The 23,286-nt window shown below is 67.5% G+C and carries 30 protein-coding genes; 21 read left to right on the top strand and 9 right to left on the bottom strand.

Annotated elements, in window-relative coordinates:
- Positions 1-207 precede the first annotated feature (207 nt).
- From MKK63_RS07710 to ribB, 3 genes are all read left to right on the top strand, one after another.
- Positions 208-432, top strand: coding sequence for an amino acid transporter protein (locus MKK63_RS07710; protein WP_244000290.1), 225 nt, complete (start codon positions 208-210; stop codon positions 430-432).
- A 173-nt stretch (positions 433-605) separates the two neighbouring features.
- Entirely contained in the window at positions 606-1,706 is a 1,101-nt protein-coding gene (aroC, locus tag MKK63_RS07705; protein ID WP_244000288.1) for a chorismate synthase, read from the top strand.
- 34 nt (positions 1,707-1,740) lie between these two features.
- Positions 1,741-2,817: a 3,4-dihydroxy-2-butanone-4-phosphate synthase gene (gene ribB, locus MKK63_RS07700; RefSeq protein ID WP_244000323.1), complete on the top strand. Its 1,077-nt coding sequence runs from the start codon at positions 1,741-1,743 to the stop codon at positions 2,815-2,817.
- A gap of 8 nt (positions 2,818-2,825) precedes the next feature.
- On the opposite strand, the gene MKK63_RS07695 is transcribed toward ribB, so the two are convergent.
- Both MKK63_RS07695 and MKK63_RS07690 read right to left on the bottom strand, forming a co-directional pair.
- The gene (locus tag MKK63_RS07695) at positions 2,826-3,443 is read right to left on the bottom strand and encodes a LysE family translocator (RefSeq protein ID WP_244000285.1); all 618 of its coding nucleotides are present in this window, start codon (positions 3,441-3,443) and stop codon (positions 2,826-2,828) included.
- Between the two features lie 106 nt (positions 3,444-3,549).
- Complete coding sequence (locus tag MKK63_RS07690) at positions 3,550-4,479, bottom strand: histone deacetylase family protein (RefSeq protein WP_244000282.1); 930 nt, start codon at positions 4,477-4,479, stop codon at positions 3,550-3,552.
- A gap of 182 nt (positions 4,480-4,661) precedes the next feature.
- Here MKK63_RS07690 and MKK63_RS07685 point away from each other — a divergent pair, with 182 nt between their 5' ends.
- The 3 genes from MKK63_RS07685 to MKK63_RS07675 all read left to right on the top strand — a co-directional run bounded on the left by MKK63_RS07685 (position 4,662) and on the right by MKK63_RS07675 (position 7,962).
- Positions 4,662-5,255 carry a L,D-transpeptidase gene (locus MKK63_RS07685; RefSeq protein WP_409564483.1) on the top strand — a complete coding sequence of 198 codons (594 nt, stop codon included), beginning with the start codon at positions 4,662-4,664 and terminating at the stop codon, positions 5,253-5,255.
- 162 nt (positions 5,256-5,417) lie between these two features.
- Complete coding sequence (locus MKK63_RS07680) at positions 5,418-5,858, top strand: hypothetical protein (RefSeq protein WP_244000280.1); 441 nt, start codon at positions 5,418-5,420, stop codon at positions 5,856-5,858.
- Positions 5,859-5,958: 100 nt separating this feature from the next.
- The gene (locus MKK63_RS07675) at positions 5,959-7,962 is read left to right on the top strand and encodes an acetyl/propionyl/methylcrotonyl-CoA carboxylase subunit alpha (RefSeq protein WP_244000278.1); all 2,004 of its coding nucleotides are present in this window, start codon (positions 5,959-5,961) and stop codon (positions 7,960-7,962) included.
- Between the two features lie 28 nt (positions 7,963-7,990).
- Here MKK63_RS07675 and MKK63_RS07670 read toward each other — a convergent pair whose 3' ends face one another.
- Positions 7,991-8,200, bottom strand: a complete 210-nt coding sequence (locus MKK63_RS07670; protein ID WP_244000275.1) for a hypothetical protein — start codon at positions 8,198-8,200, stop codon at positions 7,991-7,993.
- 6 nt (positions 8,201-8,206) lie between these two features.
- Here MKK63_RS07670 and MKK63_RS31665 point away from each other — a divergent pair, with 6 nt between their 5' ends.
- The 6 genes from MKK63_RS31665 to MKK63_RS07645 all read left to right on the top strand — a co-directional run bounded on the left by MKK63_RS31665 (position 8,207) and on the right by MKK63_RS07645 (position 11,281).
- Entirely contained in the window at positions 8,207-8,329 is a 123-nt protein-coding gene (locus MKK63_RS31665; protein ID WP_267421129.1) for a hypothetical protein, read from the top strand.
- 30 nt (positions 8,330-8,359) lie between these two features.
- The gene (locus MKK63_RS07665; RefSeq protein ID WP_244000273.1) at positions 8,360-8,791 is read left to right on the top strand and encodes a gamma-glutamylcyclotransferase family protein; all 432 of its coding nucleotides are present in this window, start codon (positions 8,360-8,362) and stop codon (positions 8,789-8,791) included.
- Positions 8,792-8,936: 145 nt separating this feature from the next.
- The gene (locus MKK63_RS07660) at positions 8,937-9,785 is read left to right on the top strand and encodes a formate/nitrite transporter family protein (protein WP_244000272.1); all 849 of its coding nucleotides are present in this window, start codon (positions 8,937-8,939) and stop codon (positions 9,783-9,785) included.
- Between the two features lie 56 nt (positions 9,786-9,841).
- Complete coding sequence (locus MKK63_RS07655; RefSeq protein ID WP_244000270.1) at positions 9,842-10,126, top strand: acylphosphatase; 285 nt, start codon at positions 9,842-9,844, stop codon at positions 10,124-10,126.
- Between the two features lie 94 nt (positions 10,127-10,220).
- On the top strand, positions 10,221-10,982 hold the full coding sequence (locus MKK63_RS07650; RefSeq protein ID WP_244000267.1) for a DUF599 domain-containing protein: 762 nt from the start codon (positions 10,221-10,223) through the stop codon (positions 10,980-10,982).
- Positions 10,979-11,281: a DUF3253 domain-containing protein gene (locus MKK63_RS07645; RefSeq protein WP_244000265.1), complete on the top strand. Its 303-nt coding sequence runs from the start codon at positions 10,979-10,981 to the stop codon at positions 11,279-11,281. The genes MKK63_RS07650 and MKK63_RS07645 overlap by 4 nt, the downstream gene beginning before the upstream one ends.
- Here the strand turns inward: MKK63_RS07645 and MKK63_RS07640 are convergent.
- The 5 genes from MKK63_RS07640 to epmA form a co-directional block, all read right to left on the bottom strand.
- Positions 11,224-12,051 carry a YdcF family protein gene (locus MKK63_RS07640; RefSeq protein WP_244000263.1) on the bottom strand — a complete coding sequence of 276 codons (828 nt, stop codon included), beginning with the start codon at positions 12,049-12,051 and terminating at the stop codon, positions 11,224-11,226. The genes MKK63_RS07645 and MKK63_RS07640 overlap by 58 nt on opposite strands.
- Positions 12,048-12,695, bottom strand: a complete 648-nt coding sequence (locus MKK63_RS07635) for a dimethylmenaquinone methyltransferase (RefSeq protein ID WP_244000262.1) — start codon at positions 12,693-12,695, stop codon at positions 12,048-12,050. Before MKK63_RS07635 ends, MKK63_RS07640 begins: the two co-directional genes overlap by 4 nt.
- Positions 12,696-12,779: 84 nt before the next feature.
- Positions 12,780-13,391, bottom strand: a complete 612-nt coding sequence (locus MKK63_RS07630) for a glutathione S-transferase family protein (RefSeq protein WP_244000319.1) — start codon at positions 13,389-13,391, stop codon at positions 12,780-12,782.
- Between the two features lie 10 nt (positions 13,392-13,401).
- Entirely contained in the window at positions 13,402-14,451 is a 1,050-nt protein-coding gene (locus MKK63_RS07625) for a lysine-2,3-aminomutase-like protein (RefSeq protein ID WP_244000259.1), read from the bottom strand.
- Positions 14,448-15,503, bottom strand: a complete 1,056-nt coding sequence (gene epmA, locus MKK63_RS07620; RefSeq protein ID WP_244000257.1) for an EF-P lysine aminoacylase EpmA — start codon at positions 15,501-15,503, stop codon at positions 14,448-14,450. The genes MKK63_RS07625 and epmA overlap by 4 nt, the downstream gene beginning before the upstream one ends.
- A gap of 234 nt (positions 15,504-15,737) precedes the next feature.
- On the opposite strand from epmA, the gene efp reads away from it, so the two are divergent.
- Positions 15,738-16,304 (top strand): elongation factor P, encoded by a 567-nt coding sequence (gene efp / locus MKK63_RS07615; protein ID WP_243919478.1) that lies wholly within the window; start codon positions 15,738-15,740, stop codon positions 16,302-16,304.
- Positions 16,305-16,340: 36 nt separating this feature from the next.
- Here efp and MKK63_RS07610 read toward each other — a convergent pair whose 3' ends face one another.
- Positions 16,341-17,354 carry a heparan-alpha-glucosaminide N-acetyltransferase gene (locus MKK63_RS07610; RefSeq protein WP_244000254.1) on the bottom strand — a complete coding sequence of 338 codons (1,014 nt, stop codon included), beginning with the start codon at positions 17,352-17,354 and terminating at the stop codon, positions 16,341-16,343.
- Positions 17,355-17,694: 340 nt separating this feature from the next.
- On the opposite strand from MKK63_RS07610, the gene MKK63_RS07605 reads away from it, so the two are divergent.
- The 8 genes from MKK63_RS07605 (at position 17,695) to MKK63_RS07570 (ending at position 23,283) form a co-directional block, all read left to right on the top strand.
- Entirely contained in the window at positions 17,695-18,300 is a 606-nt protein-coding gene (locus MKK63_RS07605) for a cold-shock protein (RefSeq protein ID WP_409564482.1), read from the top strand.
- Positions 18,301-18,559: 259 nt separating this feature from the next.
- Entirely contained in the window at positions 18,560-18,991 is a 432-nt protein-coding gene (locus MKK63_RS07600; protein WP_244000317.1) for a DUF192 domain-containing protein, read from the top strand.
- A gap of 118 nt (positions 18,992-19,109) precedes the next feature.
- Positions 19,110-19,514: a hypothetical protein gene (locus MKK63_RS07595; protein ID WP_244000250.1), complete on the top strand. Its 405-nt coding sequence runs from the start codon at positions 19,110-19,112 to the stop codon at positions 19,512-19,514.
- Between the two features lie 128 nt (positions 19,515-19,642).
- Positions 19,643-20,527, top strand: coding sequence for a dienelactone hydrolase family protein (locus MKK63_RS07590; RefSeq protein ID WP_244000248.1), 885 nt, complete (start codon positions 19,643-19,645; stop codon positions 20,525-20,527).
- 207 nt (positions 20,528-20,734) lie between these two features.
- Positions 20,735-21,190, top strand: coding sequence for a response regulator (locus MKK63_RS07585; protein WP_244000246.1), 456 nt, complete (start codon positions 20,735-20,737; stop codon positions 21,188-21,190).
- 77 nt (positions 21,191-21,267) lie between these two features.
- A complete protein-coding gene (locus MKK63_RS07580) occupies positions 21,268-21,480 on the top strand; it encodes a hypothetical protein (protein WP_244000244.1) in 213 nt (70 codons plus the stop codon).
- Between the two features lie 342 nt (positions 21,481-21,822).
- Entirely contained in the window at positions 21,823-23,010 is a 1,188-nt protein-coding gene (locus MKK63_RS07575) for a chlorophyllase/cutinase-like alpha/beta fold protein (protein ID WP_244000242.1), read from the top strand.
- Between the two features lie 72 nt (positions 23,011-23,082).
- Positions 23,083-23,283 carry a hypothetical protein gene (locus MKK63_RS07570; protein WP_243919469.1) on the top strand — a complete coding sequence of 67 codons (201 nt, stop codon included), beginning with the start codon at positions 23,083-23,085 and terminating at the stop codon, positions 23,281-23,283.
- The last annotated feature ends 3 nt before the right edge of the window (positions 23,284-23,286 follow it).

Below are 23,286 nucleotides of genomic sequence, written 5' to 3'. Positions count from 1 at the left end.
GGATCGCGCGCACCTTCAAGGCGCTGACAGGGTGCGCCTCTTCCGGAAAGTTCTCATCCCTCACCCTGTCCCTCTCCCGCACGGGAGAGGGGACCCGCGCCCTATTCGGCGACGGTGGTGTCACTGTCGTGTACCGTGTGGCTTGCCAACGCAAATCTGCTTAGAATGGATCGCTCTCTGTTTCCGCCAAAGCCGACAGCCCGGTCCGTGCTGGTCGCAAACGACCGCACGAAGCTGACGGCGACGTATGTGAATGCGATTGCGGATGCGATCTTCACGGTCGGTGGCTTGGCGCCCATCTTGGCCACACGTCTAACAGCTGGTCCACCGACTTTGCCGCTGCCGGTTATCGTCGGCGTGGCTATCGTTTGCTGGATGACGAGCGCGACGCTACAGTACTCCGCGCGGCGTTATTTGAAGGAGTTGCAGTGATGGGCCTTTCGGACATCCTGACACTGCTACGCGTGCCTGCGGCCGCCCTGATCCTTGGCTTAGGCGCATTGCGTTATGCGCGGTGGGCCGACGGACGCTGACAGGCGGGACCTATACCCGACGGTCTCCCCCGGTTTGTGCCCTCGCCGCTCCCGCGCTAAGGCAGCCGCGCCATGTCGCACAACACCTTCGGCCACCTGTTCCGCGTCACGACCTTCGGCGAGAGCCACGGGATCGCGCTCGGCTGCGTGGTCGACGGCTGCCCGCCCGGCCTGCCGCTGGAGGCCGAGGAGATCCAGGCAGAGCTCGACCGGCGCAAGCCCGGCCAGTCGCGCTTCACCACCCAGCGCCGTGAGCCCGATCAGGTGAAGATCCTGTCGGGCGTGTTCGCCGACGACCGAACCGACGGCCGCCAGTTCACCACCGGCACGCCGATCGCGTTGATGATCGAGAACACGGATCAGCGCTCGAAGGATTATTCCGAGATCCGCGACAGCTACCGGCCCGGCCACGCGGATTACACCTACGACGCCAAGTACGGCATCCGCGATTATCGCGGCGGCGGGCGCTCCTCCGCCCGCGAAACCGCGGCCCGCGTGGCCGCCGGTGCCGTGGCCCGCAAGGTCGTACCCGGCATCACCATCCGGGCGGCCCTGGTCCAGATGGGCCCGCACGCCATCGACCGGTCGCGCTGGGACTGGGCCGAGACCGGCAACAACCCGTTCTTCTGCCCCGATGCCGAGACCGCCGCTTTCTACGAGACCTATCTCGACGGCATCCGGAAGGACGGCTCCTCGGTCGGCGCCGTGATCGAGGTCGTGGCCGAAGGCGTCCCGCCGGGCCTCGGCGCGCCGGTCTACGGCAAGCTCGACGCGGATCTCGCCGCCGCGATGATGTCGATCAACGCCGTGAAGGGTGTCGAGATCGGCGACGGTTTCGCGGCGGCAGCTCTCCGCGGCGAGGACAATGCCGACGAGATGCGCGCCGGCAACGATGGGCGCCCCCGCTTCCTGGCCAACCACGCGGGTGGGATCCTCGGCGGCATTTCCAGCGGCGAGCCGGTGGTGGTGCGCTTCGCCGTGAAGCCCACATCCTCGATCCTCACATCGCGTCGCTCCGTGACCCGGGACGGCGCCGAGGTGGACCTCATCACGAAGGGCCGCCACGATCCCTGTGTCGGCATCCGGGCCGTGCCGGTGGCGGAGGCCATGATGGCCTGCGTGCTCGCCGATCATTATCTGCGCCATCGTGGACAGGTCGGGCAGCAGCCCTGATCCCGGCCCCGCCTTCAACGATTCGAGAATGCCCGTGCCCCATTGCACCGTCACCGAGGCCATCGCGGCCTTCGCCAAGGGCGAGATCGTCGTCGTCACCGACGACGACGACCGCGAGAACGAGGGCGACCTCGTCGTCGCGGCATCCCTTTGCACGCCGGAGAAGATGGCGTTCATCATCCGCAACACCTGCGGCATCGTCTGCGCGCCGATCACGCAGGGCGAGGCCAAGCGCCTGCACCTCGCGCCGATGGTCGCCTCGAACGACGCACCGCTCGGGACCGCCTTCACGGTCACCGTCGACACGAAGCACGGTCTGACGACGGGCATCTCGGCGGAGCAGCGCTGCAACACCGTCCGGGCGCTCGCCAACGGCAACATGGGCGCGGGCGACTTCGTCCGCCCCGGGCACGTCTTCCCGCTGATCGCCCGCGATGGCGGCGTGCTCATGCGCTCGGGCCACACCGAGGCCGCGGTCGACTTGTGCCGCTTGGCGGACCTGCCCCCCGTCGGCGTGATCTGCGAACTCGCCAACGACGACGGCACCGTGATGAAGGGGCCGCAGATCGAGGCCTTCGCCGAGCAGCACAAGCTCAAGCAGGTTTCGGTGGCCGATCTCATCGCCTACCGGCAGGCCCGGGACCGGCTGGTGGAGCGGGTCGGTCATTTCCCCGTCCGGTCGAACCACGGTGACATGACCGCCTACGTGTTCTCCACGCCCTTCGAGACGATCCAGCAATTCGCCTTCGTGATGGGTGAGATCGGCGACGGACGTGACATCCTCGTGCGTCTCCACCGCTCCAATGTCGCCGCCGATGTGATCGGCGGCGGCAGGCAGATCGACGCGGTGCTGCGGCGTTTCGCGGAGGCCGGTCGCGGCGTGCTGGTCTATCTCCGGGATGGAACGGCGGGCGTGCCGGTCATGAGTGCCACCGACGAAGGGACGGAAGCGCTGCGCGCCCGCCAATGGCGCGAAGTCGGTCTCGGGGCACAAATCCTGCGCGATCTCGGCGTGGCCTCGTTCCGCAACCTCGCGACCTCGTCGCGCGCCTATGTTGGCTTGGCGGGCTTCGGTATCGAGCACCTGGGCGACGAGCCCCTGGAAACCTAACCGTCGTCTCAGGTGCGCCGCGCGACCGTCCAGATTGCGGCGCCCGCCATGATGGCAGCAGCGCTGCGACTCAGCCGTCGGTGGAACGCCGAATTTTGCAAGGTGTGCCGCGCCCGCGAAGCCAGAGCCGCGTAGGGCGTCATCACGACGATCAGGACGAGGGCCGTAACGGCGACGAGCGTCGCGAAGTCACGCCCTGTGACCGCACGCAGATCCAGCAAGGTCGGCAGCACCGCGAGATAGAAGACGATCGTCTTGGGGTTGGCGAGCGTCACGGTGAGCCCGGCGAGGAAGCTCGCGCAGGGACGGTCGCCCCGGCGGCCCGTCACGGTCTGGGTGCGCGCTGCGCTGCGCCAGAGCTGGACCGCGAGGTAGCCCAGATAGAGCGCCGCGCCGATCCGGACGACAACGAACACGTCGCCCAGCGCCTCGGCCATGCGGCTCAGCCCGAAGACCGCGGCAGCGAGATAGGTCAGGTCGCCCAGGATCAGGCCCGCGGCGAACGCCATGCCGGCCCTGAACCCCGAAGCAAGCGCCCGCGCAACGAGCGCTACGACGCCGGGGCCCGGAATGGCGGCCACGATGCTGAGCGCCAGCACATACGCCAGGAAACCGGAGGCCGTCATTGCACACGTCTCGATCTGCGGCGATCGATGGCCCCGTCACGATGCCAATTCCCGAACGCCTCAGGCTAAGGCCGGATCCAGCCAGTTCGCAACCGCCTGATCGGGCCTATCGCCCCATCAGCGCGTCGACATGCGCGGCGGCCGACTTGGCGAGACCTTCGAGGCTGTAGCCGCCCTCCAGCACCGAAACGATCCGCCCGCCCGCGCAGCGTTCGGCGAGTTCCATCAAACGGCGCGTCGCCCAAGCGAAGTCCTCCGCCTCGAGCCGCAGATTGGCCAGGGGATCGAGGCGATGGGCGTCGAATCCAGCCGAGATCACGATGACGTCCGGTCGGAACGTCTCCAGGCGCGACAGGATGCCGGTCTCGAACGCCTCGCGGAACACCGCGCCGTCGTCATTCGGGCGCAGGGGCACGTTGACGATCGTGTCCTTGTCGCCGCGCTCCGACGCGGCCCCGGAGCCGGGGTAGAGCGGCATCTGATGGGTGGAGCAATACAGGACCGAACCGTCGTCCCAGAAGATATCCTGGCTGCCGTTGCCGTGATGAACGTCCCAATCGACGAGGGCCACGCGTTCGGCGCCGTGCTTCGTCTGCACGTAGCGGGCCGCGATGGCCGCGTGATTGAACAGGCAGAATCCCATCGACCGGGTCCGCTCCGCATGGTGGCCGGGCGGTCGCATGGCCACGAAGGCGTTGCGGCACTCGCCGGCTACGACGGCGTCAATCGCGTGCGCCGCGCCGCCGATGGCGCGCAGCGACGCCTCCAGGCTTCCCGCGGACAGGACCGTATCGGAATCGATCCCGACCATGCCGTGCTCCGGCACGGCCGCGACCAGCGCGTCGACATAGCTTCGGGGATGAGCGAGCGCCACGGTCTCCAGCTCGGCGCGCGGCGCAGAAGCTCGCACGAGGCCGGCGAAGCGCTCGTCCTCAAGCGCGCGCTCGACGGCCCGCATCCGGGCGGGCCGCTCAGGGTGGCCCTCCGGCACCTCATGATCGAAGCTCGCGGGATGGCTCACGTACAGTGTGGTCACGACGGTCGCTCCCGGGTCCGATCCTGTCGCGCGCCTGCAACAGGAGCCGGCAATGTGCCACGGTCGTAACGCGCGGACTACGGCCGCGTGCGCGCCACGACTAGGCTTGTCCGACTCATCTTCACCTTTTCCCGATTATCGAACGCTGTTCGGTGCGGGTCTGCTCCTTCGAGACTGGCAGCATGAACATTGGCGGCTTGCGCATCGTCCCGATCATCGTCTGTGTGGGCCTCCTGGCAGGCTGCACCTTCAAGGCCGTGCCCGATCCAACGCTGTCGGCCCGCGACGCGGAATTCATGGCGCTGGTGCCCGATGCGGAGTTCGATCCGCATTTCGCCCGGTACGAAATGAGCGATCCGACCCACGAGCCACCCGGCACGATCGTGGTCGAGACAAAGGAACGGCAGCTCTACCTCGTTCAGCCGGGCGGGAAGGCGCTCCGCTACGGCGTCTCGGTCGGCGACGAGGCCTATGGCTGGACGGGGAAAGCCGTTGTCGACCGCAAGGCGGAATGGCCCGCCTGGAACCCGCCGGCCGAGATGATCAAGCGCTGGCCGCACGTCCACGCCATGCAGGGCGGCCCGATGAACCCGCTCGGCGCCCGCGCCCTCTATCTGACGGACCACGGCAGGGACACGCTCTACCGGATCCACGGCACCAACGAGCCCGAGAAGATCGGGCAGGCGGTCTCGTCGGGGTGCATCCGGATGCGCAACATCGACGTGGTCGACCTCTACAATCGCGTCCCCGTGGGCGCCTCGGTCATCGTCCGATAACGCAACTGGTCAACGTCCCAATAAGCCTGCTTGCTCGTGAGGTGTTTACCTGAACTGCCATTCAGATCTGGCCATTAACTCCTGGCAGGGAAGCTGTCCCGTAAGTTGAAGACACACAGGGACTAGCGCCGACCGCAGCAAAGGTCGGGGAGGCAGGCGACCATGACCATGATTTCCGTGCAACAGTTCTGCAACCATGCCGTTTCGACGGGCCTGATCAGCGACGAGGATCTGCTGGTCCTCAAGCGTGAGGTTATCCCGGATGGCCTGATGAGCCGCGACGATGCCGATCTGCTGATCGCCCTCGAGCGCGCGGTGATCGGCTCCGACGCGTTCGCGGATTTCCTGGTCGCCTCCGTGGTCGACTTCGCCGTGTGGGGATGCCGGCCGACCGGTTACATCAACGCGGATGTGGCCGCCTGGCTCGCCGCGTCGCTCAGCGGCCGCGAAGGCCCCAGCGTCGTCGGGGCGCGGATCGCCATGGAAGTCGTCAAGGAGGCCCAGGGCAGCGCCGAATCATTGATGGCCTTCGCCCTGGAGGCCAATCGCCGGATCCGGGACGCGGTCCAGCCCGCCCGCATGACCTTTGCGCTGGCCGCCTGAACCTCAGACCAAGGCGCAGCTTCCGTCTGGGACGCATCTGATCTATCGGGACAGTCAAGCCGGTGTTCAATCCGGCGATCTCGGAAGCAGTGCGCCAGCGATGTTCGACAAGATCCTGATCGCCAACCGGGGCGAGATCGCCTGCCGGGTCATCAAGACCGCCCGGAAAATGGGCATCAAGACCGTTGCGGTCTACTCGGACGCCGACCGCGACGCCGTGCACGTCGCCATGGCGGATGAGGCCGTGCATATCGGCCCCGCGAGCGCGTCCGAATCATACCTCGTGATCGACAAGATCGTCGAGGCCTGCAAGCAGACCGGCGCGCAGGCCGTCCATCCCGGCTACGGCTTCCTGTCCGAGCGCGAGGCCTTCCCCAAGGCGCTCGAAGCCGCGGGCATCGTGTTCATCGGCCCGAATCCCGCCGCCATCGCCGCCATGGGCGACAAGATCGAGTCGAAGAAGGCGGCCGCCGCCGCCGAGGTCTCGACCGTTCCGGGCTTCCTCGGCGTGATCGAATCGCCCGAACACGCCAAGACGATCGCCGACGAGATCGGCTATCCGGTGATGATCAAGGCCTCCGCGGGCGGCGGCGGCAAGGGCATGCGCATCGCCCATTCGGGCGACGAGGTGGCGGAGGGCTTCGCCCGTGCCAAATCGGAGGCCGCCTCCTCGTTCGGCGACGACCGCGTCTTCATCGAGAAGTTCATCACCGATCCGCGCCACATCGAGATCCAGCTGATCGGCGATAAGCACGGCAACGTCGTGTATCTCGGCGAGCGCGAATGCTCGATTCAGCGCCGTAACCAGAAAGTGATCGAGGAGGCGCCGTCGCCGCTTCTCGACAAGAAGACCCGCCGCAAGATGGGCGAGCAGGCCGTCGCGTTGGCGAAGGCGGTGAACTACGATTCCGCCGGTACGGTCGAGTTCGTGGCCGGGCAGGACAAGTCCTTCTACTTCCTGGAGATGAATACCCGGCTCCAGGTTGAGCATCCGGTGACCGAGATGATCACCGGTCTCGATCTCGTCGAGCTGATGATCCGCGTCGCGGCTGGCGAAAAGCTGCCGATGACCCAGGACGACGTGAAGCTGAACGGCTGGGCCGTGGAGAGCCGCGTCTACGCCGAGGATCCAACCCGCAACTTCCTGCCCTCGATCGGCCGACTGACCACCTACCGGCCGCCGGAGGAGGGGCAACGGGGCAAGGCGATCGTGCGCAACGATACCGGTGTGGAGGAGGGCGGTGAGATCGCTATCCACTACGACCCGATGATCGCCAAGCTGGTGACCTGGGCGCCGAGCCGCGCCGAGGCGATCGCCGCCCAGGGCGAGGCGCTCGACGCCTTCGCCATCGACGGCATCCGCCACAACATCCCGTTCCTGTCGGCGCTGATGGCGCATCCGCGTTGGCGGGAGGGCCGTCTGTCCACCGGCTTCATTGCCGAGGAGTTCCCAGAGGGCTTCACCGCGCCGGAGCCCGCGGGCGACGTGTCGCGCCGCATGATGGCCGCTGCGGCGGCGATCGACCACAAGCTCAACCAGCGCAAGCGTGGCATCTCCGGGCAGATGCGCGCGCCGGGGCTGTTCGCCTTCGAGCGGGATCGGGTGGTGATTCTGGCCGGGCAAACCTATGCCGTTACGGTGGAGCCGGAGGGCGAGGATATGCTTGTCACCCAGGATGACGGCAAGTCGCTCTCGGTTGCGAGCGTGTGGCGTCCCGGCGAGCCGGTCTGGATCGGCACGATCGGGTCCGAGCGGGTGGCCATCCAGGTGCGCGGCCTGCTGAACGGCGTGTTCCTGCAGCATGCCGGTGCCGCCGCCGAGGCCCGGGTCTATACCCGCCGCGAGGCCGAACTCGCTGCGCTGATGCCGGTCAAGGAGCAGGCGGGCTCGGGCAAGCAGGTGCTCTGCCCGATGCCCGGTCTCGTGAAGCAGATCCTCGTGGCGGAAGGCCAGGAGGTGAAGAATGGCGAGCCGATCGCGGTCGTCGAGGCGATGAAGATGGAGAACGTGCTCCGCGCCGAGCGGGACGCGACCGTCGGGAAGATCCACGCCAAGGAGGGCGAAAGCCTCGCGGTCGACGCGGTGATCCTCGAATTCGCCTGAGCCGGTGCGCCTTCGTCGTGAGTGCGGTTCACAATGAGCAGACGAAGCTGCTGGCGATGGCGGCGAACAACGTTGCAGTCGCCTTCGCGGTGATCGGCTTCGTCATGCCGATCACCGCGATGAGCTTCGGGATCGCCAACGCATCGACATTGCGCTGAGCAACCGCCTTCTTCGTGGCGATCTGGCTTTGCGCCGCGATCAGCTTACATTGGGTCGGGAGGCGCGTGCTGCGGAGCATCAGGCCATGAGCTCGGGTGAAATCTTTGTCACCTTCGTCATACCCGCTGTGACCTTGGCGGTCGCCTATGCGGCGATGCGCGCGAACGAATGGGCGATCCAGCGCGACGAGCGCAAATCGGGCAAGTGACGGGTCCGAGGGACGCCTGACGTCTGCCGCATGCCCCTCTACTTCGCCTACGGCGCCAACATGGATGCCGCCGCGATGGCCCTGCGCTGCCCGGTCTCGCGGCTGATCGGCGGCGGGCATCTGCCGGGATACCGATTCATCATCATGCGCGCGGGCTACGCCTCGGTGGTGCGCGATCCGGCGCGCGTTGTCTGGGGCGTGGTTTGGGAATTGGCCGGCGACGACATCCCGGCCCTTGATCGCTACGAGGGCGTGGCGGGCGGCCTCTACACCAAGGCGACCCTGCCGGTCCGGACCCCGGAGGGGGTCAAGCGCGCTCTAATCTATCTCGGCTGCTCCACCGCGCCCGGCCGCCCGCGGTCCGGATACCTCGACGCCGTCCTGGCGGCGGCACGTGCTGCGCAACTGCCGTCAGCCTATCTCCGAGAACTCGGCAGCTGGTCGCGCGGCCTTCCGATCTGATGGGAGCTCAACTGGTACGCAACCTGCTTGCCCACGATCGAGCTGGCGGGCGAGGGGTCTCACCGCGCCCGGCCAGCCATCCGTGATTGCGCAGCACGTCCGTCGATCAACGGCGATTGGCGCGCGTCTGCGAGGGGGTTTTTGCATGTCGTATCTGGCGCCCGCCGATTTCGTGAAGAAGGCCGTCGATGCCGGTGAGTCGAAGGTCTTCATGGCCACCAAGGACACTTTCATCCGGGGCTATATGGCCGGCGCGATCCTGGCGCTGGCTGCGGCCTTCGCGGTCTCGGTGAACCAAGCCACCGGCCAGCCTTTGATCGGCGCGCTGCTGTTCCCGGTCGGCTTCTCGATGCTCTACCTGCTGGGCTACGACCTGTTCACCGGCGTCTGCGTGCTGACCCCGCTGGCTCTGATCGACAAGCGTCCCGGCGTGACCGTCGCCGGCGTCGCGCGCAACTGGGTGTTGGTATTTTTCGGCAACTTCGCGGGCGCGCTTACGACCGCCGTCATGATGTCGATCGTGTTCACCTTCGGCTTCGCCACAGAGCCGAACGCCGTCGGCAAGCTGATCGCCGGCATCGGCGAGGCCCGGACGCTGGGCTACGAGAAGTACGGCGCATCCGGCATGCTGACGCTCTTCATCCGCGCCATGATGTGCAACTGGATGGTTTCCACGGGCGTGATCGGCGCCATGCTGTCCACGTCGGTACCCGGCAAGGTGATCGCGATGTGGATGCCGATCACGGTGTTCTTCTTCATGACCTTCGAGCACTCGGTGGTGAACATGTTCCTGTTCCCGTCGGCGATCCTCATGGGCGGCCATCTGACCGTGATGGATTACCTGCTGTGGAACGAGATCCCGACGCTCGTCGGCAACATTGTGGGCGGCCTCGCATTCACCGGCCTGATGCTCTACTCGACCCACGTACGGACCGGCGCGACCCGGTCGGCGGCCGTCGGCGCGAACGTGCGTCGGCCCATCGCGGCCGAGTAAGGCAATCCGGACCCGCACGTCCTGCGTGCGGGTCCTCCGGGTGGGTGTAGTTCCGGATGGGTGAGACACGGACGGTCTCCGTCGTCATCGAGGGTCGGGTTCAGGGGGTCTCGTATCGGGCCTGGACCCAGAGCGAAGCACGGGCCCGCGGTCTGACAGGCACCGTCCGCAATCGCGACGACGGCGCGGTGGAAGCCGTCTTCAGCGGCACGCCAGAAGCCGTGGCCGAGATGCTGACGCTGTGCCGGTCCGGGCCGCCGAGCGCCCGCGTCACCGATCTCACCCTCCGCGAGCACGCGGATGCGCCCAGCCTGAGCGGCTTCGAGATCCTGCGCAGCTGAGCCGACGGTCACCCCGGCCATTCGAGCGGCTTCTGCGCCGGCCCTTCGGCTGGTATGGCGTCGCGGTCTGCCGCGAACACGCATTTCGAGACGCATGACCGATCTATCCGCTGGCCAGGCTGCGTTCTCGCCCCTGGATCTTGGGGCGCTCCTGTATTTCATCCTGGCTTGGGTGGCGTACGGTCTGTCCGTTGGGCGGCTGCGGGGCCGGATGGTGTCGCTCAGCCAGATCATGAACGGCCATCGCTCGAACTGGGCGCGGCAGGTGATCGGCCGGGACAACCGCGTGGTCGACACGCAGATCAACGCGTCCCTGCAGAACGGCACCGCCTTCTTCGCGTCGACCTCGCTGATCGCGCTCGGATCGGTCCTGACGCTGTCGCGGTCCGGCGACGACGTCTTGAACCTGTTCGCCACCCTGCCGTTCGGCATGGTCGCCAGCCGTCTGACATGGGAGTTGAAGGTCGCCGGCCTCGCGCTGGTCTTCGTCTACGCCTTTTTCAAATTCGCCTGGGCCTATCGCCTGTTCAACTACGCGGCGATCCTGCTCGGTGCGGTGCCGTCCAAGGGGTCCGGGGCGAGCGAGACCGAGATGTTGCGGGCGGTGCGCCGGCTCGCTGCGATGAACGTCAGCGCCGGGCGGCACTTCGCGCGCGGGCAGCGCGCCTTCTTTTTCGCCCTGGCGTATCTGGGCTGGTTCATCAGCCCCTACGTGCTGCTCGTCTCGACAACGGCGGTTGTGATCATCATGTGGCGACGGCAGTTCGCGTCCGAAATCCGTACGGCGCTCCTCGAAGCGGGCGAGGGCCCGCACGAGGGTTCGCTCCTGCCGCCCCTCCAAGAGGCACGGACATGACCGAGGCGAGACCGGACGACACGGCGATCGAGACGACCATCCTGGACCTCGTGGCGGCGCGCGGCGCGGGCAAGACCATCTGCCCCTCCGAAGTCGCTCGGGCCTTGGGCGGCCCGCATCCGGACGGCTGGGGCCCCCTGATGCAGCCGGTGCGCCGCGTTGCGGTGCGCCTCGCCCATGCGGGCCGCGTGGCGATCCTGCGCAAGGGCAAGCCCGTGGACCCGGACGATTTTCGCGGAATCTATCGGCTGTCGCTGCCCGCCGGTGCCTCCGGCCCCGGCAACCAATCCGGCGTGTAGCCCGCCCATCGATAGACGACGAGGCCGATCCACTCCTTCACGCCCAGGTCGAGCTGGAGCAGTCCGTCCGAGGCGAAGCCGTTGAAACGAGTCAGGTCGCCCCAGCCGCGCGTCCGGTAGTCGACCGGGAAGGCATCGACCGTGAACCCGGCCTGCCGGAAGCAGCCGACCGCCCGGGGCATGTGCCAGGCCGAGGTCACGAGGAGCCAGCGCTCGCCGGGCTTGGGCAGAACGAGCGCCGCCGTGAAGATCGCATTCTCGCGGGTGTTGCGCGAGCGGTTCTCCAGGATCAGGCGCGTGCGGGGAACCCCGATGGTGTCGGCCTGCCGACTGACGATATCGGCCTCCGAGATGCCACCCCCAATGAAGCCGCTTCCGCCCGAGAAGACCAGCCGCGCCGTTGGGAAGCGTCGGGCCAGATCCGCCAGATAGATCGGCCGCTCGCCGGCATCGTTGACGACGACCTGCGCCCGCGCCTCAGACAATCCGGACTCGATCCCGCCGCCGAGGACGATGATGCCCGTGGGCGGCGGGCCGTCCGCCGGGAACGCGGGAAAGCGTTGTTCGAGCGGGAGCAAAACCGCCTCGGACAGGGGCGCCAATCCCCCGATGGCCAATCCGGTGGCGCCCAGGAGCGCCAGGGCGGTGCCGGTCCGGCGAAGCCGCGTCACGTGGAGCAGGACGCCGATCAGGACCGCGAAAATAAAGACATTCGAAGGGGTGATCAGAAAGTAGATCACCTTCGAAAGCGGGAAGAAGGCGGTGCTCACGCCGTCTTCGTCTCTGCCTGGAATCGCTCCAGCGCCGCCGCATCGGGGGGCAGGAGGCCGGCGAGGCTCTCACCCCGCTCCACCTCGCGTTGAATCCAGAGATCGAGGCGTTGCTGCTCGACGGCTTCCAGCGCGATCCGCTCGGCGATGGCGACGGGTAGCGCGACGATACCGGCCTCGGTGCAAACGATGATGTCCCCCGGATGGATCGCAGCACCGCCGCACGAGACGGGCTGCTGCGTGCCGACCAGGGCCAGTGCACCGATCGCGCCCAGCGGCGCGCTCCAGTGCGGCAGGCCGACTGGCTCCGGCAACGCGGCATCGGTGACGAGGCCGACGGCGCCGCGCTGGGCAAGCCGGGCCGACAGGATGGCACCGAAGGGGAGTGCCAAGCCCGATCCGGCAGCATCGATCACCACGACAGCCCCCTCGGGGATGGCCTCGATCGCGGCGGCGAGATCGCCCGCGGCATCGTCGCGGGCCGGGATCATGCGCAGGGTGTACGCGGTCCCGATCGCGGTTCCGCTGCCAGCCAACAGACCCCGCGGGCTGAACGCTTTGACGCCGGCCCGCGTCAGGGCGCGGGCGAGACTTGCGGATGTCACGGCGGAGAGCGCGTCGCGCAGGGTCGGGTCGATCGCCATCGTGGCTTCCTTTAGGGGTGCAATCCGCGTCGCACGCTTGCCAAGGTGGACCCGGCGCGCGCGACGGCAAGTCCGTCGGAACGCTCAGCCAATGGGCTCGCGCAGGGCGTTCGCAGCCCCCGGCCGGGCGGCAATGCGCGCGTACCACCGGCGCAGGGCCGGGCGCTCGATGCGTTCGGCCGGAAGGTTCAGCCAGCGATGGGCCGCGCAGCCGAGGGCGATGTCGGCAATCCCGAAGCGGTCGCCGACCGCGTAATCCCGATCCGCCAGATGGGCGTCGAGAATCGCCGCCTGAGCCTCGGATTTCCTCAACGACGCGGCGATGAGGGCGCGGTCGGGCTCCGGCGAACGGTAGAGCTGCCAGAAGGCGTCGCGCATGGCCGGCGTGAAGCTCGTCGACTGCCAGTCGAGCCATTGATCGGTCTGCGCACGCGCCCGGGGATCCTCGGGCAGCGCCAGGGCCCGATCGTTCATCGCCACATAGCGGAGGATCGCGTTCGACTCCCAGAGGACGAAGCCGTCCTCCTCCAGGGTTGGCACGAGGCCGTTCGGGTTCAGGGCGCGGTAGGCGGGATCGGAGACGACGCCGAAAGCACCGCCCGCGTCGATCCGCTCGTAGGCGAGCCCGGCTTCGTCGAGCCCCCAGATCGCCTTCTGCACGTTCACCGAAGTGAGCCGCCCCCAGAGCCTGCGCATCGTCACGCCTTCAGTCTCCCGCCTTCGGTGGATAAGCGTGATCGCATCCGTCCGGATCGGTCACCCGCTGCCCGTCGATGGTGTCGGTCAGGTAGTTCGGTCCAACCGGCACCTTGCCGTGGCCGCCGGGAATGTCGAGCACGTACGTCGGCTGTGCGAGGCCGGAGAGACGCCCGCGGAGCGCCCGCATCAGGGCCTGCCCTTCGGCGAGGCCCGTGCGCAGGTGGCTCGTCCCCGGAGCGAGATCGCCGTGGTGCAGGTAATAGGGCTTGATTCGGTTCTCGACAAAGCTCCGCATCAGGGCTTCCAGCGTCGCGGGATCGTCGTTCACGCCGCGCAACAGCACGGTCTGGCTGACCATGGGGATCCCGGCATCGATCAGCCGAGCGCAGGCGGCGCGGGCGCTCGGCGTGAATTCGCGCGGGTGGTTCGCGTGCAGGGCGACGAAGACGGCGCGCCCGAAACGGCGCAGCGCCTGCACGAGATCGTCCGACACGCTGTCGGGTTTGACGACCGGCACGCGGGTATGGATCCGCAGAACGCGGACATGCTCCATGGACGCGAGCCGCTCCGCGATATCGCCAAGACGTCTGGCCGAGAGCGCGAACGGATCGCCGCCGGTGAGCACGACTTCCCAGATCCGAGGATCCTGCGCGATATAGGCGAACGCGGCCTCCAGTTCGGTCTCGCTCAACGTTCCGAGCCCGTTCGGCCCGACCATCTCGCGGCGGAAGCAGAAGCGACAATAAACCGGGCAGATGTGCAGCGGCTTGAGCAACACCCGGTCGGGGTAGCGGTGTACGATGCCGGTGATCGGCGCATGGGCGGCATCGCCGATCGGGTCCGCCCGCTCCTCGGGTTCGACCCGGCACTCCTCCACGGACGGCACGAACTGCCGGGCGATCGGATCGTCCGGGTCGCTCGGATCGATCAGTTCGGCCATGTCGGGCGTCACCGAGACCGCGTAGCGGGCGAGAACGACGCGCAGCAGGTCGGCCTCCGCGCCGGAGATCAGGCCAGCAGCGGCGAGATCGTCGGTGTTGCGCAGGGCCTGGGTCACGCCTGGGTCTCCGCGACGGGGGTCCAGATGACATCGTCGATGCGGCCGGCGCCGCAGGCCAGCATCGCGAGGCGGTCGAAGCCGAGGGCGATCCCGGAGGCGTCCGGCATGATGGCGAGGGCCGCGAGGAAATCTGCGTCGATCGGGTAACATTCGCCGTAGACGCGCAGCTTTTCTGCCATCTCGTCCTCGAAGCGGCGGCGCTGCTCGGCCGGATCGGTCAGCTCGCCGAACGCGTTGGCGAGCTCGACGCCACAGACGTAGAGTTCGAAGCGCTCCGCGACGCGGCCGTCATGGGGTGCCGGCCGGGCCAGCGCCGCCTCGCTCACTGGATACTCGCACAGAATCGTCGGTCGGCCGATGCCGAGATGCGGCTCGATCCGGGCCACCAGGACCCGCGAGAACAGATCGACCCAGGTGTCGTCCGGCGCGACCCGCAGATCCGCGGCGGCGGTGGCGCGGGCGAGGGCCTCCCGGTCGGTTTCGCCGGTCCGCGACAGCGTGGCGAACAGATCGATCCCGGCGAAGCGGTCGAAGGCCTCGGCGAGGGTCAGCCGCTCCGGCTCCGCGAAGGGATCCGCGTCCCGGCCGCGATACGCGAAGCGGCGCAAACCCGTCGTCACGGCGGCCAGCCTCAGCAGATCGGCGCAGTCCGCCATCAGGTCCGTATAGGGCGCTCCGGCCCGGTACCATTCGAGCATCGTGAATTCGGGGTGGTGCAGCGGTCCCCGCTCGCGATTGCGGAAGACCCGCGCGAGGCTGAAGAGCCGCGACTCCCCGGCCGCCAGCAGCTTCTTGCAGGCAAATTCGGGTGAGGTATGCAGATAGAGGGGCGTGCGCGCGCCGCTGATGCCGACAGCTTCCGTGGCGAAGGCCGAGAGATGCGCCTCGTTGCCTGGTGAGACCTGCAGGCAGGCCGCCTCAACCTCGACGAAATCCCGCTCCGCGAACCAAGACCGGAAGGCCGCTGTGAGGCGGTTGCGCTGGATCAGCGCCGGCCGGCGATCGGCATGGCGATCGGTGGCCCACCAGGGGGAGGGGGGTTCCGTCACCACGACGAACTCTCGAGGGCGGGCGAAGACGGGGCGCCTGTCATGATCGGGTCGATCCGGCCCATTCTCATTTCCGGTCCCGGCGCGGACACGACATGGCCTGTCGGCGGCTCACAACGACGATTCGGCCGCCCGCTGGCAACCGGGACGCAGATGCGATAGTGGCGGGGTCCGACAATACAGCGCCCGCGCTTGGCGCGTGCCGCCCCCCATGTCAATGCAGGACGCAATTCCGTGAAGGTGATCGCCTCAACGCTCCGCAAGGGCAACGTCGTCGACAAGGACGGCAAGCTCTACGTGATCCTGTTCGCCGAGAACATCCATCCCGGCAAGGGCACGCCGGTGACCCAGCTCGACATGCGCCGGATCACCGACGGCGTGAAGGTCTCCGAGCGTTACCGGACCACCGAGCAGGTCGAGCGCGCCTTCGTGGAAGATCGCGAGCACACCTTCCTGTACAGCGACGGCGAGGGGTTCCATTTCATGAATCCTGAGAGTTACGAGCAGATCGCCGTGCCGGCGGACGTGGTCGGCGACGCCGCCCCCTATCTGCAGGAGGGCATGGCCGTCATGCTCTCGGTCCACAACGACGTGCCGCTGACGATCGAACTGCCGCAGCGCGTGACCCTGGAGGTCACCGAGACCGAGCCGGCCATGAAGGGACAGACCGCATCGTCGTCCTACAAGCCGGCGACGCTGTCGAACGGCGTCCGCACGACCGTGCCGCCGCACATCGCGGCCGGAACGCGCGTCGTCGTCATGACCGCCGACGGGGCCTACGTCGAGCGTGCGAAGGACTGAGATAGCCTAGCCGGTCGCGCAGCGCCGCGGCCGATGTCAGCGTGGTGCGTGCGCCGCATTCTCGAGGGTTGCGTAGCAGCCCTGCGAGAGCGCCTGGGCCCGTAACCGCTCCGGTGGGCTGAACGGCCGTCCGTCCTCGCGGAACAGATCCTCGCGCAGCAAAGCGTCCGACGTGCAGCGCGCGGCGATCCGGCAGAGCGGCGGCTCGCCGCCGGTGCGGGTGCAGATCGTGGCGTAATCGGCTCGGAACGCCCGCAGGCCCGCGCGCGGATTGGCGCCGGTGACCGTCACCAAGCCGGTGAGCGCTGCGAGCAACAGCGGCTGGTGGATCATGTAGACGACGAGGCTGTGGCGCCCTGCGAAGGTCGCGGCCCGCGCGAGGGATGAGCGTGGGCTCCAGGCACCCAGGCGCGACCGCGCGAGCCTCGGCAGCCCGATGCGGCCGAGCACGATCCCGCCGAGCACCACCCCGAACCACGGAAACAGCGGCACGTAATCGTTGGTCCGCGGCATCACGGAGCCGAGCCCCAGGAAGAACAAGACGGGCGCATCGAGGAACGCGGCATGCACGACATGCGGTGTCGCGAACACCAGCGCCGCCGCGAGCGCGGTGATCGGGACCGGTAAGAACAAGAAGGCGAGCCCCAGCACGCTCGACACGGCGATGCAGTGCAGGATGCCGAAGAACACATAGGCGTCCGGAAACGTGATCCACGTCCCCAGGGTCACCAGGAGGGCGGCGCCCCCGACGCGGGCGAGCCGCAGCAGCGTGGGCCGGGGCCGGATACCCCGACCGTTCATCAGTACGAGCCCGACGCCGACCAGCACGAGGAAGCTGCCGGCGATCATCGCGGCGGCCAGATGTCCGCCCGGCGTGACGGCGTAATTCTCGGCGGTCAGCCGCAGATACCCGAGGTCCCACAGGGTGTGATAGCTCGCCATGGCGACGAGCGCAGCAGCCCGCGCCCCATCGATGACCGGCAGACGATTCCCCCGGCCTTCGATCGGAGGGGCGGGCGGGCGAACGGCGAGGGTTGGGTCGGCGGACATGGCAAGGAACCCAAATCATGACGGCCCGGCACCTGCAAAGGGCTTACTGCTCGGCTTAAGAATGGCGTCGGGGAGAAAGCCGACCTCTCGGAAACGTGATGCCAGCCGAGACTGGTTCATGGACAGTCGGGTGGCGCCGCTCGATCGGGCGTTCCGCGGGCGCTGAGGTGCGTTTGCGTACGCCGTCTGCGACAGATCGACTGTTGCCGCCGCGCATACACCTGCCGAGATTGCAACTCGGCATAGCTCGCTTGCCGTTGAAACGGGCTTCCCGCGTGTCAGGACTTCGTTAATCTTGCCGGGAACCGGCGCGGCGTGATTCAGGGTAGGTTTTTCGGCCATGTCTGACGAACGCGGATCCGGGCCGGAAACCCCTGATCATGGAACGAGTGCTCGCAGCGCCGAAATGGGCCTGCGTGAGGACGAGGCTCTGGAGCTCATCGAGGTCGCCGGACACATCAAGTGGTTCGACGTCGCGAAAGGATTCGGATTCATCGTGCCGGATGACAGCACCCCGGATATCCTGCTTCACGTCACTTGCCTGCGGCGGGACGGTTTTCAGGCGGCGAGCGAGGGCGCGCGCATCGTCGTGGAGGCGGTGGAGCGGCCCCGGGGCTGGCAGGCCTTTCGGGTGATTTCCCTCGATCAGGCGACGGCGGTCCATCCCTCGGAGATGCCGCTGCCGCGGACGCACGTGACCGTAACGCCGACCAGCGGGCTGGAGACCGCCGTGGTGAAGTGGTTCAACCGCCTTCGGGGCTTCGGCTTTCTGACCCGGGGCGACGGCACGCCCGACATCTTCGTCCACATGGAGACATTGCGCCGGTACGGGATCGCCGAACTGAAGCCGGGCGAGGCCGTGCTGGTCCGATACGGAGACGGCTCGAAGGGCGTCATGGCTGCGGAGGTCCGGCTGGTCGACGGGACCCTTCCGGCGTCGCACTAGCGCGGTGACCGGCTCGCAGTCTCTGTTCTGACGCGCGCTCCTACGCTGAACCGGTGTCCGATGCGGCGAAGAACGCTCGCGCGAGACTCCGCCTTCACCCGTTGCGCGAGCGCGGATTCCCTCGGCTGCATTCCTGGCCTATGTGAGCGCCGAGCCGCAGATCCCCCACGCATCGCTCCACGAGAGGCTTCAGCCTGTGAGAATCCCGTCCCACCTCGCGGCGGCCGCAGCCATAATCGGCCTCGGTCTGATCGCCGTCATGCCGGTCCCGGTGGTCCGCGCGCAGGCGCCGGCCCAGGCTGCGACGGCGAAGACGGAGCCGCTCACGATTACCACGAAGGCGGGGCCGAAGCGGTTCGCCGTCGAGGTGATGCGCGACGATGCCGGGCGGTCGCGCGGCCTGATGTTCCGTCGGCACATGGCGGCCGATCATGGAATGCTGTTCGACTTCGAGCGGGACGAGCCGGTCACGATGTGGATGAAGAACACCTATCTTCCGCTCGATATGGTCTTCATCCGGCCGGACGGCACGATCAGCCACATCGCGGCCGACACGGAGCCGCTGTCCACCGCCATCATCCCTTCTGGCGGCCCGGTGGTCGCCGTGCTGGAACTCAACGCTGGTGCGGCGGCCAAGCTCGGAATTCGGCCCGGAGACCGCGTCGAGCACGCCCTGTTCCGAACACGCTGAGAGTCCGGGCGCAGCGCGAACGCACCGGGAACAAACGTCTTGACCAACGCGGGGATCCGCGTCAATGTTCCAGCATTGTTCCGATGCTTCGGAACGCCGGGACGGCGCGGAGAACCCGATGAGCGACGTGGCCGAGGCCGAGCTGTTCGGCAACGATGATTGGTCCGTACAGGCGGACGGGATCGAGCACCGGGACACCGGATACTTCATCGCGCGCGACGCGCTCGCGACCCGGCGCGCCGAGGGACTCTGGGACTGGCCGCTCCAGATGGCCGAGAAGCGCTGGTGCCGACCCAGCTTGTTCCGCGAGGCATTTCTCGCTGCCCTCGACCGCTTCGGTATCGCCCGCGACGCTGAGCTGATCCTCTCCTTTGCCCTTGGCTATGGGATCCGTGCGGTCGTCTCGCCGGCCGCGGAGACCTTCGTGACCCTGGCCGACATGCTGCAGCCGCGCGAAGCACCGGCAACGCGCCGGGTCGCGTCCAGGCCTACGATCCGCGCGCTCAGTGCCGCGAGCGCGTGATGCTCCGGGCAGCCTCAATCCGGACGATTGACGCACTCCTCGGACAAGAGGACGCGTAAGCCTCCATCGACGAGACGATCGCTGCCAAACGCGTTACCTCTTCCCGGAGCGATCAGGGAGAGACCAGCATGGCGGAGCAGGACACGGCCGGCAGCATCGAAGGGCTTGAGGGGCTGATCACGTCGCCTCTGTCTCGGCGCGGCTTCGTCATGACCAGCCTGATGAGCGGTCTGACGCTCGCAACCACCCGGGTCGAGGCACAGGTCATTCACACCGACGCGGCCGGCATCGAGGCGGGCGAGGTGAAGATTCCGGCTGCCGACGGGCCCATGCCGGCCTATCGCGCAGTTCCGGACGGGCCCGGCCCGTTCCCGATCGTGCTGGTGATCGAAGAGATTTTCGGCGTTCACGACTACATCAAGGATATCTGCCGCCGCTTGGCCAAGGCCGGTTACTGTGCGGTCGCGCCCGAGCTGTATGCCCGGCAGGGCGACCTTTCGACGATGACGGATCCCAAGATCATTATCCGTGACGTCATCTCCAAGACGCCGGATGCGCAGTGGATCGGCGATCTCGACGCCGCGGCGGCCTGGGCCGCTTCGGCTGCCAAGGGCGATCCGCAGCGTCTCGGGGTCATGGGATGGTGCCGGGGCGGACGGGACGTATGGCTCTACGCGGCGCACCGGCGCGACCTGAAGGCTGCCGTGGCCTGGTACGGCCCCGTCGGCGGTGAGCGGACGGATATCCAGCCGCGCACGGCCGGCGATGTCGCCGCGGAGCTCCACGCGCCATTGCTCGGGCTCTATGGTGGCGCCGACACGGGCATCCCCGTCGCCTTGATCGAGGAGGCGCGCGATCGGGCAAAAGCTGCCGGAAAGACCGTCGAGCTGGTCGTTTATCCCGACGCGCCGCACGGCTTCCACGCGGATTACCGTCCGAGCTACCGCCGGGAGGCCGCAGAGGATGGATGGGCGCGGGCGCTGGCTTTCTTGAAGGCGCATGGCGTCGGCTGACACCGGTACCTGGAGCCCGGAAGCCGAATCCGCGGTCGTATCCGGGCGTTCCTGGAATGCTGTGTTACTCAGGACACAAAAACAACTTCTCTATTGTGCAAGGATCACAGGAGGCTCGGTGCCTGCGCGGCGCCGGTCCATCGTCGCGATAAAACGTTGAACTGATTGCGTCGGCCGCCGTTCAGCCCCTCTAGAGTGTCCTGGCCTATGAACGACTCGGTACAGACAGGCCGGAAGCCCGTGATCCTCGTCGTGGAGGACCAGCCCGACGAGCGATTCCTCGCGGCTACGCTGCTGGAGGATACCGGGTTCACCGTCATCGAGGCTGAAACCGCCGACCGCGCGCTCGCCATTCTGAACGATCGCGGGGACGAGGTCAGCGTCGTTTTCTCGGATGTCCGCACGCCCGGTCCGATCGGGGGGTTCGAGCTGGCGCGGATCATCGGCGTGACCTGGCCGCGGGTGCGCGTTCTCCTGACATCCGGAGATGCGGGCGATCAGCCCAGCGACCTGAGAGTTTCCGCCACCTTCATCCCGAAGCCCTGGCGCGCCGAGGACATCCTGGCCTGGGTCGAGCAGGCGGCGGGCCGTCCTTCCGGCGGCACCGGTCCGGCGATTATTGGCCCGGGTGGTAAAATTATCAGTCCCGGCCTGGAAACTTAAAGCAGGGTCATCGTTGTATGCCACACCCGGACCCGGCGCCGGGATTCTCCACACGACTAGGGATCATAGGCGTCGCCATGAAGATCGTTGCTGCCAATCACGCCGATTCCCTCAGTCGCACCGGCGGGTGGGCGTCTGACGAAGCTGTAGAAACAGTTGTTCTGGATTCGGTCCGGGACGAGTTGCGCAGCGTCTATGGCGAGGCGGATACTGCAGTGCCGCTCTCATTGGCGGCTTTGGCCCGTCAACTCGACTCTGCGCATTTGGGCAGCGGCGATTGCGTTGCGTGAGCACCGGAAGACGCCGAACTAACGATCGATGCATGGCGCACCGGACGATCCTGGCCTGATATGGCCGGTTTTGCATAAGTGCTCTTTAGAGCCAACCGGTGATATTGATCGTCGGGACCCGCCATAGCTTCGTGAAAACTCCAGTTTCAGACGGCCTCCCATCAGGTCCAAACGTAATTTCATCGCGTTCGGGGGATTCTCTCGGCCTAATCTCTTCGACGATGCACAACGTCCGGTGCACAGCAGCGGCTGGCTGAACCGCATCGGGTCGCCAAGACGAAAGAATCTGCTATTCAGCGGCCCCAATCCTGCGAGCGCAGGCGTTTCTCAATCGAGCCCTTCATGCGTCCTACCGCTCTTCGCGGGTCGCTCGCCGCGGTCGCGATCATGATCCTGGCCGGCTCCACGGCGGTCGAGGCAGCCACGCCGCCACCCCAGCCCGCCGAAGGGCCGGGCGGCTTCGGTGACCGAAAGGTCAACGTGGTGAAGCGACTCCTCGGACGCGGCACTGCGAGCAGCTACGCCTTCTTCGCCGCCGGGGCTGCGCCCGAGGCCGGGCGACCCGTCGCGATATTCCTGCATGGATGGGGGATCGTGAATCCGCAGAGCTACGGCGGCTGGATCGATCATTTGGTCCGCCAGGGCTGGCTCGTGGTCCTGCCGCGCTTTCAGGAGGTGAACCGGACGCGGCCCGCCGATGCGCCGATGATCGCCGAGACGCTTCTCAAGAGCGCGCTGACGGACCTCGGCTCTGACGCCGAGGCCAAGCCCGATCTCTCCCGCGTCGCGATGGTCGGTCATCTGGCCGGTGCGCCTCTGGCCATGGATCTCGCTGCCGATGCCAAGGCGCGGGGGCTGCCCGTGCCGAAACTGATCTTCGCCATGACACCCGGCGGCATTGCCAGCGGACCGAAATCGCGGGGCATTACGCTCGGCGATCTGTCGACGGTCGACCCGGCGACGATCATCGTCGCCATGGTGGGCGACAAGGATACCCGGGCCGCCGACATGGCCGCCAAACGCCTATTGCGTGAGGCGAGCGCGGTGCCCCTGGACCGCAAGCTGTTCGTGCGGGTCCTTTCGGACGATCACGGCTTCCCGGCGCTCACCGCGACCCTGGCGTCGCCGGCCGGCGTGGATACGGTCTACGACGGTGGCGCCATCAAGCCGGCGGCTGAGCCCAAAGATGCACCGAAGGACGGGGCGAAGCCGGCGCCCTTCCGGTGGTCCCCCGATATGGCCCTTACGGGCGAGCAGCAGACGCTCGTCGCACAAGTCAACCTCGCCCGGGTGGATGCGATCGATTACCTGGGCTTCTGGAAGACCTTCGATCTTGCGGCCGCAGCGGCCTTCTCGGGCTCGGATGCCACCGCGCTGAAGACGAACCCGCGCCTGGCCGATATGGAGCGCTGGAGCGACGGTTGGCCGGTGAAGCGGCTCTTCGTCGAAACGCCGCGCGCGGCTCCGGCGGCTCAGGCCAAACCGCCCGCGCAAGCCAAGCCGGCCGCTGCCGCTCCCCGCGGGCGCTGACCGGTTCTCACGACAGCTTGGCCTTGGCGCATCGCTTGCTAGGTTGGTCCCGTTCGGAACGGGAGCGCATCGATGCCCGAGTTCGTCGCCAGCCTGCTCGCCGCAGCAGCCTTTTGCCTGACCTTGCTCGCCTTAAACGCACTCACGCGCCTGCTGATCCAGGCCCATCTCGGCTCACCCGATCTCGGCGAGACCGGTTTCCTGCAGGTTGGTGGCGCCCTGGTAGCCGCCCGCGTCGCCTATCGGCGGGGTCCGGGGCGCCAATCGCTCTGAGAG

This window comes from Methylobacterium sp. J-088 (assembly GCF_022829295.1).
GTDB lineage: Bacteria > Pseudomonadota > Alphaproteobacteria > Rhizobiales > Beijerinckiaceae > Methylobacterium.
This window is presented reverse-complemented; position numbering and strand designations above follow the sequence as displayed.

Coding starts and splice junctions, on each gene's coding strand:
- MKK63_RS31665 (WP_267421129.1), top strand. CDS start 8,207: ATGAGCTCGGGTGAAATCTTTGTCACCTTCGTCATACCCGCTGTGACC.
- MKK63_RS07590 (WP_244000248.1), top strand. CDS start 19,643: ATGGCGGAGCAGGACACGGCCGGCAGCATCGAAGGGCTTGAGGGGCTG.
- aroC (WP_244000288.1), top strand. CDS start 606: ATGTCGCACAACACCTTCGGCCACCTGTTCCGCGTCACGACCTTCGGC.
- MKK63_RS07680 (WP_244000280.1), top strand. CDS start 5,418: ATGACCATGATTTCCGTGCAACAGTTCTGCAACCATGCCGTTTCGACG.
- MKK63_RS07645 (WP_244000265.1), top strand. CDS start 10,979: ATGACCGAGGCGAGACCGGACGACACGGCGATCGAGACGACCATCCTG.
- MKK63_RS07575 (WP_244000242.1), top strand. CDS start 21,823: ATGCGTCCTACCGCTCTTCGCGGGTCGCTCGCCGCGGTCGCGATCATG.
- MKK63_RS07655 (WP_244000270.1), top strand. CDS start 9,842: ATGGGTGAGACACGGACGGTCTCCGTCGTCATCGAGGGTCGGGTTCAG.
- MKK63_RS07600 (WP_244000317.1), top strand. CDS start 18,560: ATGCCGGTCCCGGTGGTCCGCGCGCAGGCGCCGGCCCAGGCTGCGACG.
- MKK63_RS07570 (WP_243919469.1), top strand. CDS start 23,083: ATGCCCGAGTTCGTCGCCAGCCTGCTCGCCGCAGCAGCCTTTTGCCTG.
- MKK63_RS07610 (WP_244000254.1), bottom strand. CDS start 17,354: ATGTCCGCCGACCCAACCCTCGCCGTTCGCCCGCCCGCCCCTCCGATC.
- MKK63_RS07660 (WP_244000272.1), top strand. CDS start 8,937: ATGTCGTATCTGGCGCCCGCCGATTTCGTGAAGAAGGCCGTCGATGCC.
- MKK63_RS07675 (WP_244000278.1), top strand. CDS start 5,959: ATGTTCGACAAGATCCTGATCGCCAACCGGGGCGAGATCGCCTGCCGG.
- MKK63_RS07695 (WP_244000285.1), bottom strand. CDS start 3,443: ATGACGGCCTCCGGTTTCCTGGCGTATGTGCTGGCGCTCAGCATCGTG.
- MKK63_RS07605 (WP_409564482.1), top strand. CDS start 17,695: ATGTCTGACGAACGCGGATCCGGGCCGGAAACCCCTGATCATGGAACG.
- MKK63_RS07685 (WP_409564483.1), top strand. CDS start 4,662: ATGAACATTGGCGGCTTGCGCATCGTCCCGATCATCGTCTGTGTGGGC.
- MKK63_RS07665 (WP_244000273.1), top strand. CDS start 8,360: ATGCCCCTCTACTTCGCCTACGGCGCCAACATGGATGCCGCCGCGATG.
- MKK63_RS07630 (WP_244000319.1), bottom strand. CDS start 13,391: ATGCGCAGGCTCTGGGGGCGGCTCACTTCGGTGAACGTGCAGAAGGCG.
- MKK63_RS07580 (WP_244000244.1), top strand. CDS start 21,268: ATGAAGATCGTTGCTGCCAATCACGCCGATTCCCTCAGTCGCACCGGC.
- MKK63_RS07650 (WP_244000267.1), top strand. CDS start 10,221: ATGACCGATCTATCCGCTGGCCAGGCTGCGTTCTCGCCCCTGGATCTT.
- MKK63_RS07670 (WP_244000275.1), bottom strand. CDS start 8,200: ATGCTCCGCAGCACGCGCCTCCCGACCCAATGTAAGCTGATCGCGGCG.
- MKK63_RS07595 (WP_244000250.1), top strand. CDS start 19,110: ATGAGCGACGTGGCCGAGGCCGAGCTGTTCGGCAACGATGATTGGTCC.
- MKK63_RS07635 (WP_244000262.1), bottom strand. CDS start 12,695: ATGGCGATCGACCCGACCCTGCGCGACGCGCTCTCCGCCGTGACATCC.
- MKK63_RS07585 (WP_244000246.1), top strand. CDS start 20,735: ATGAACGACTCGGTACAGACAGGCCGGAAGCCCGTGATCCTCGTCGTG.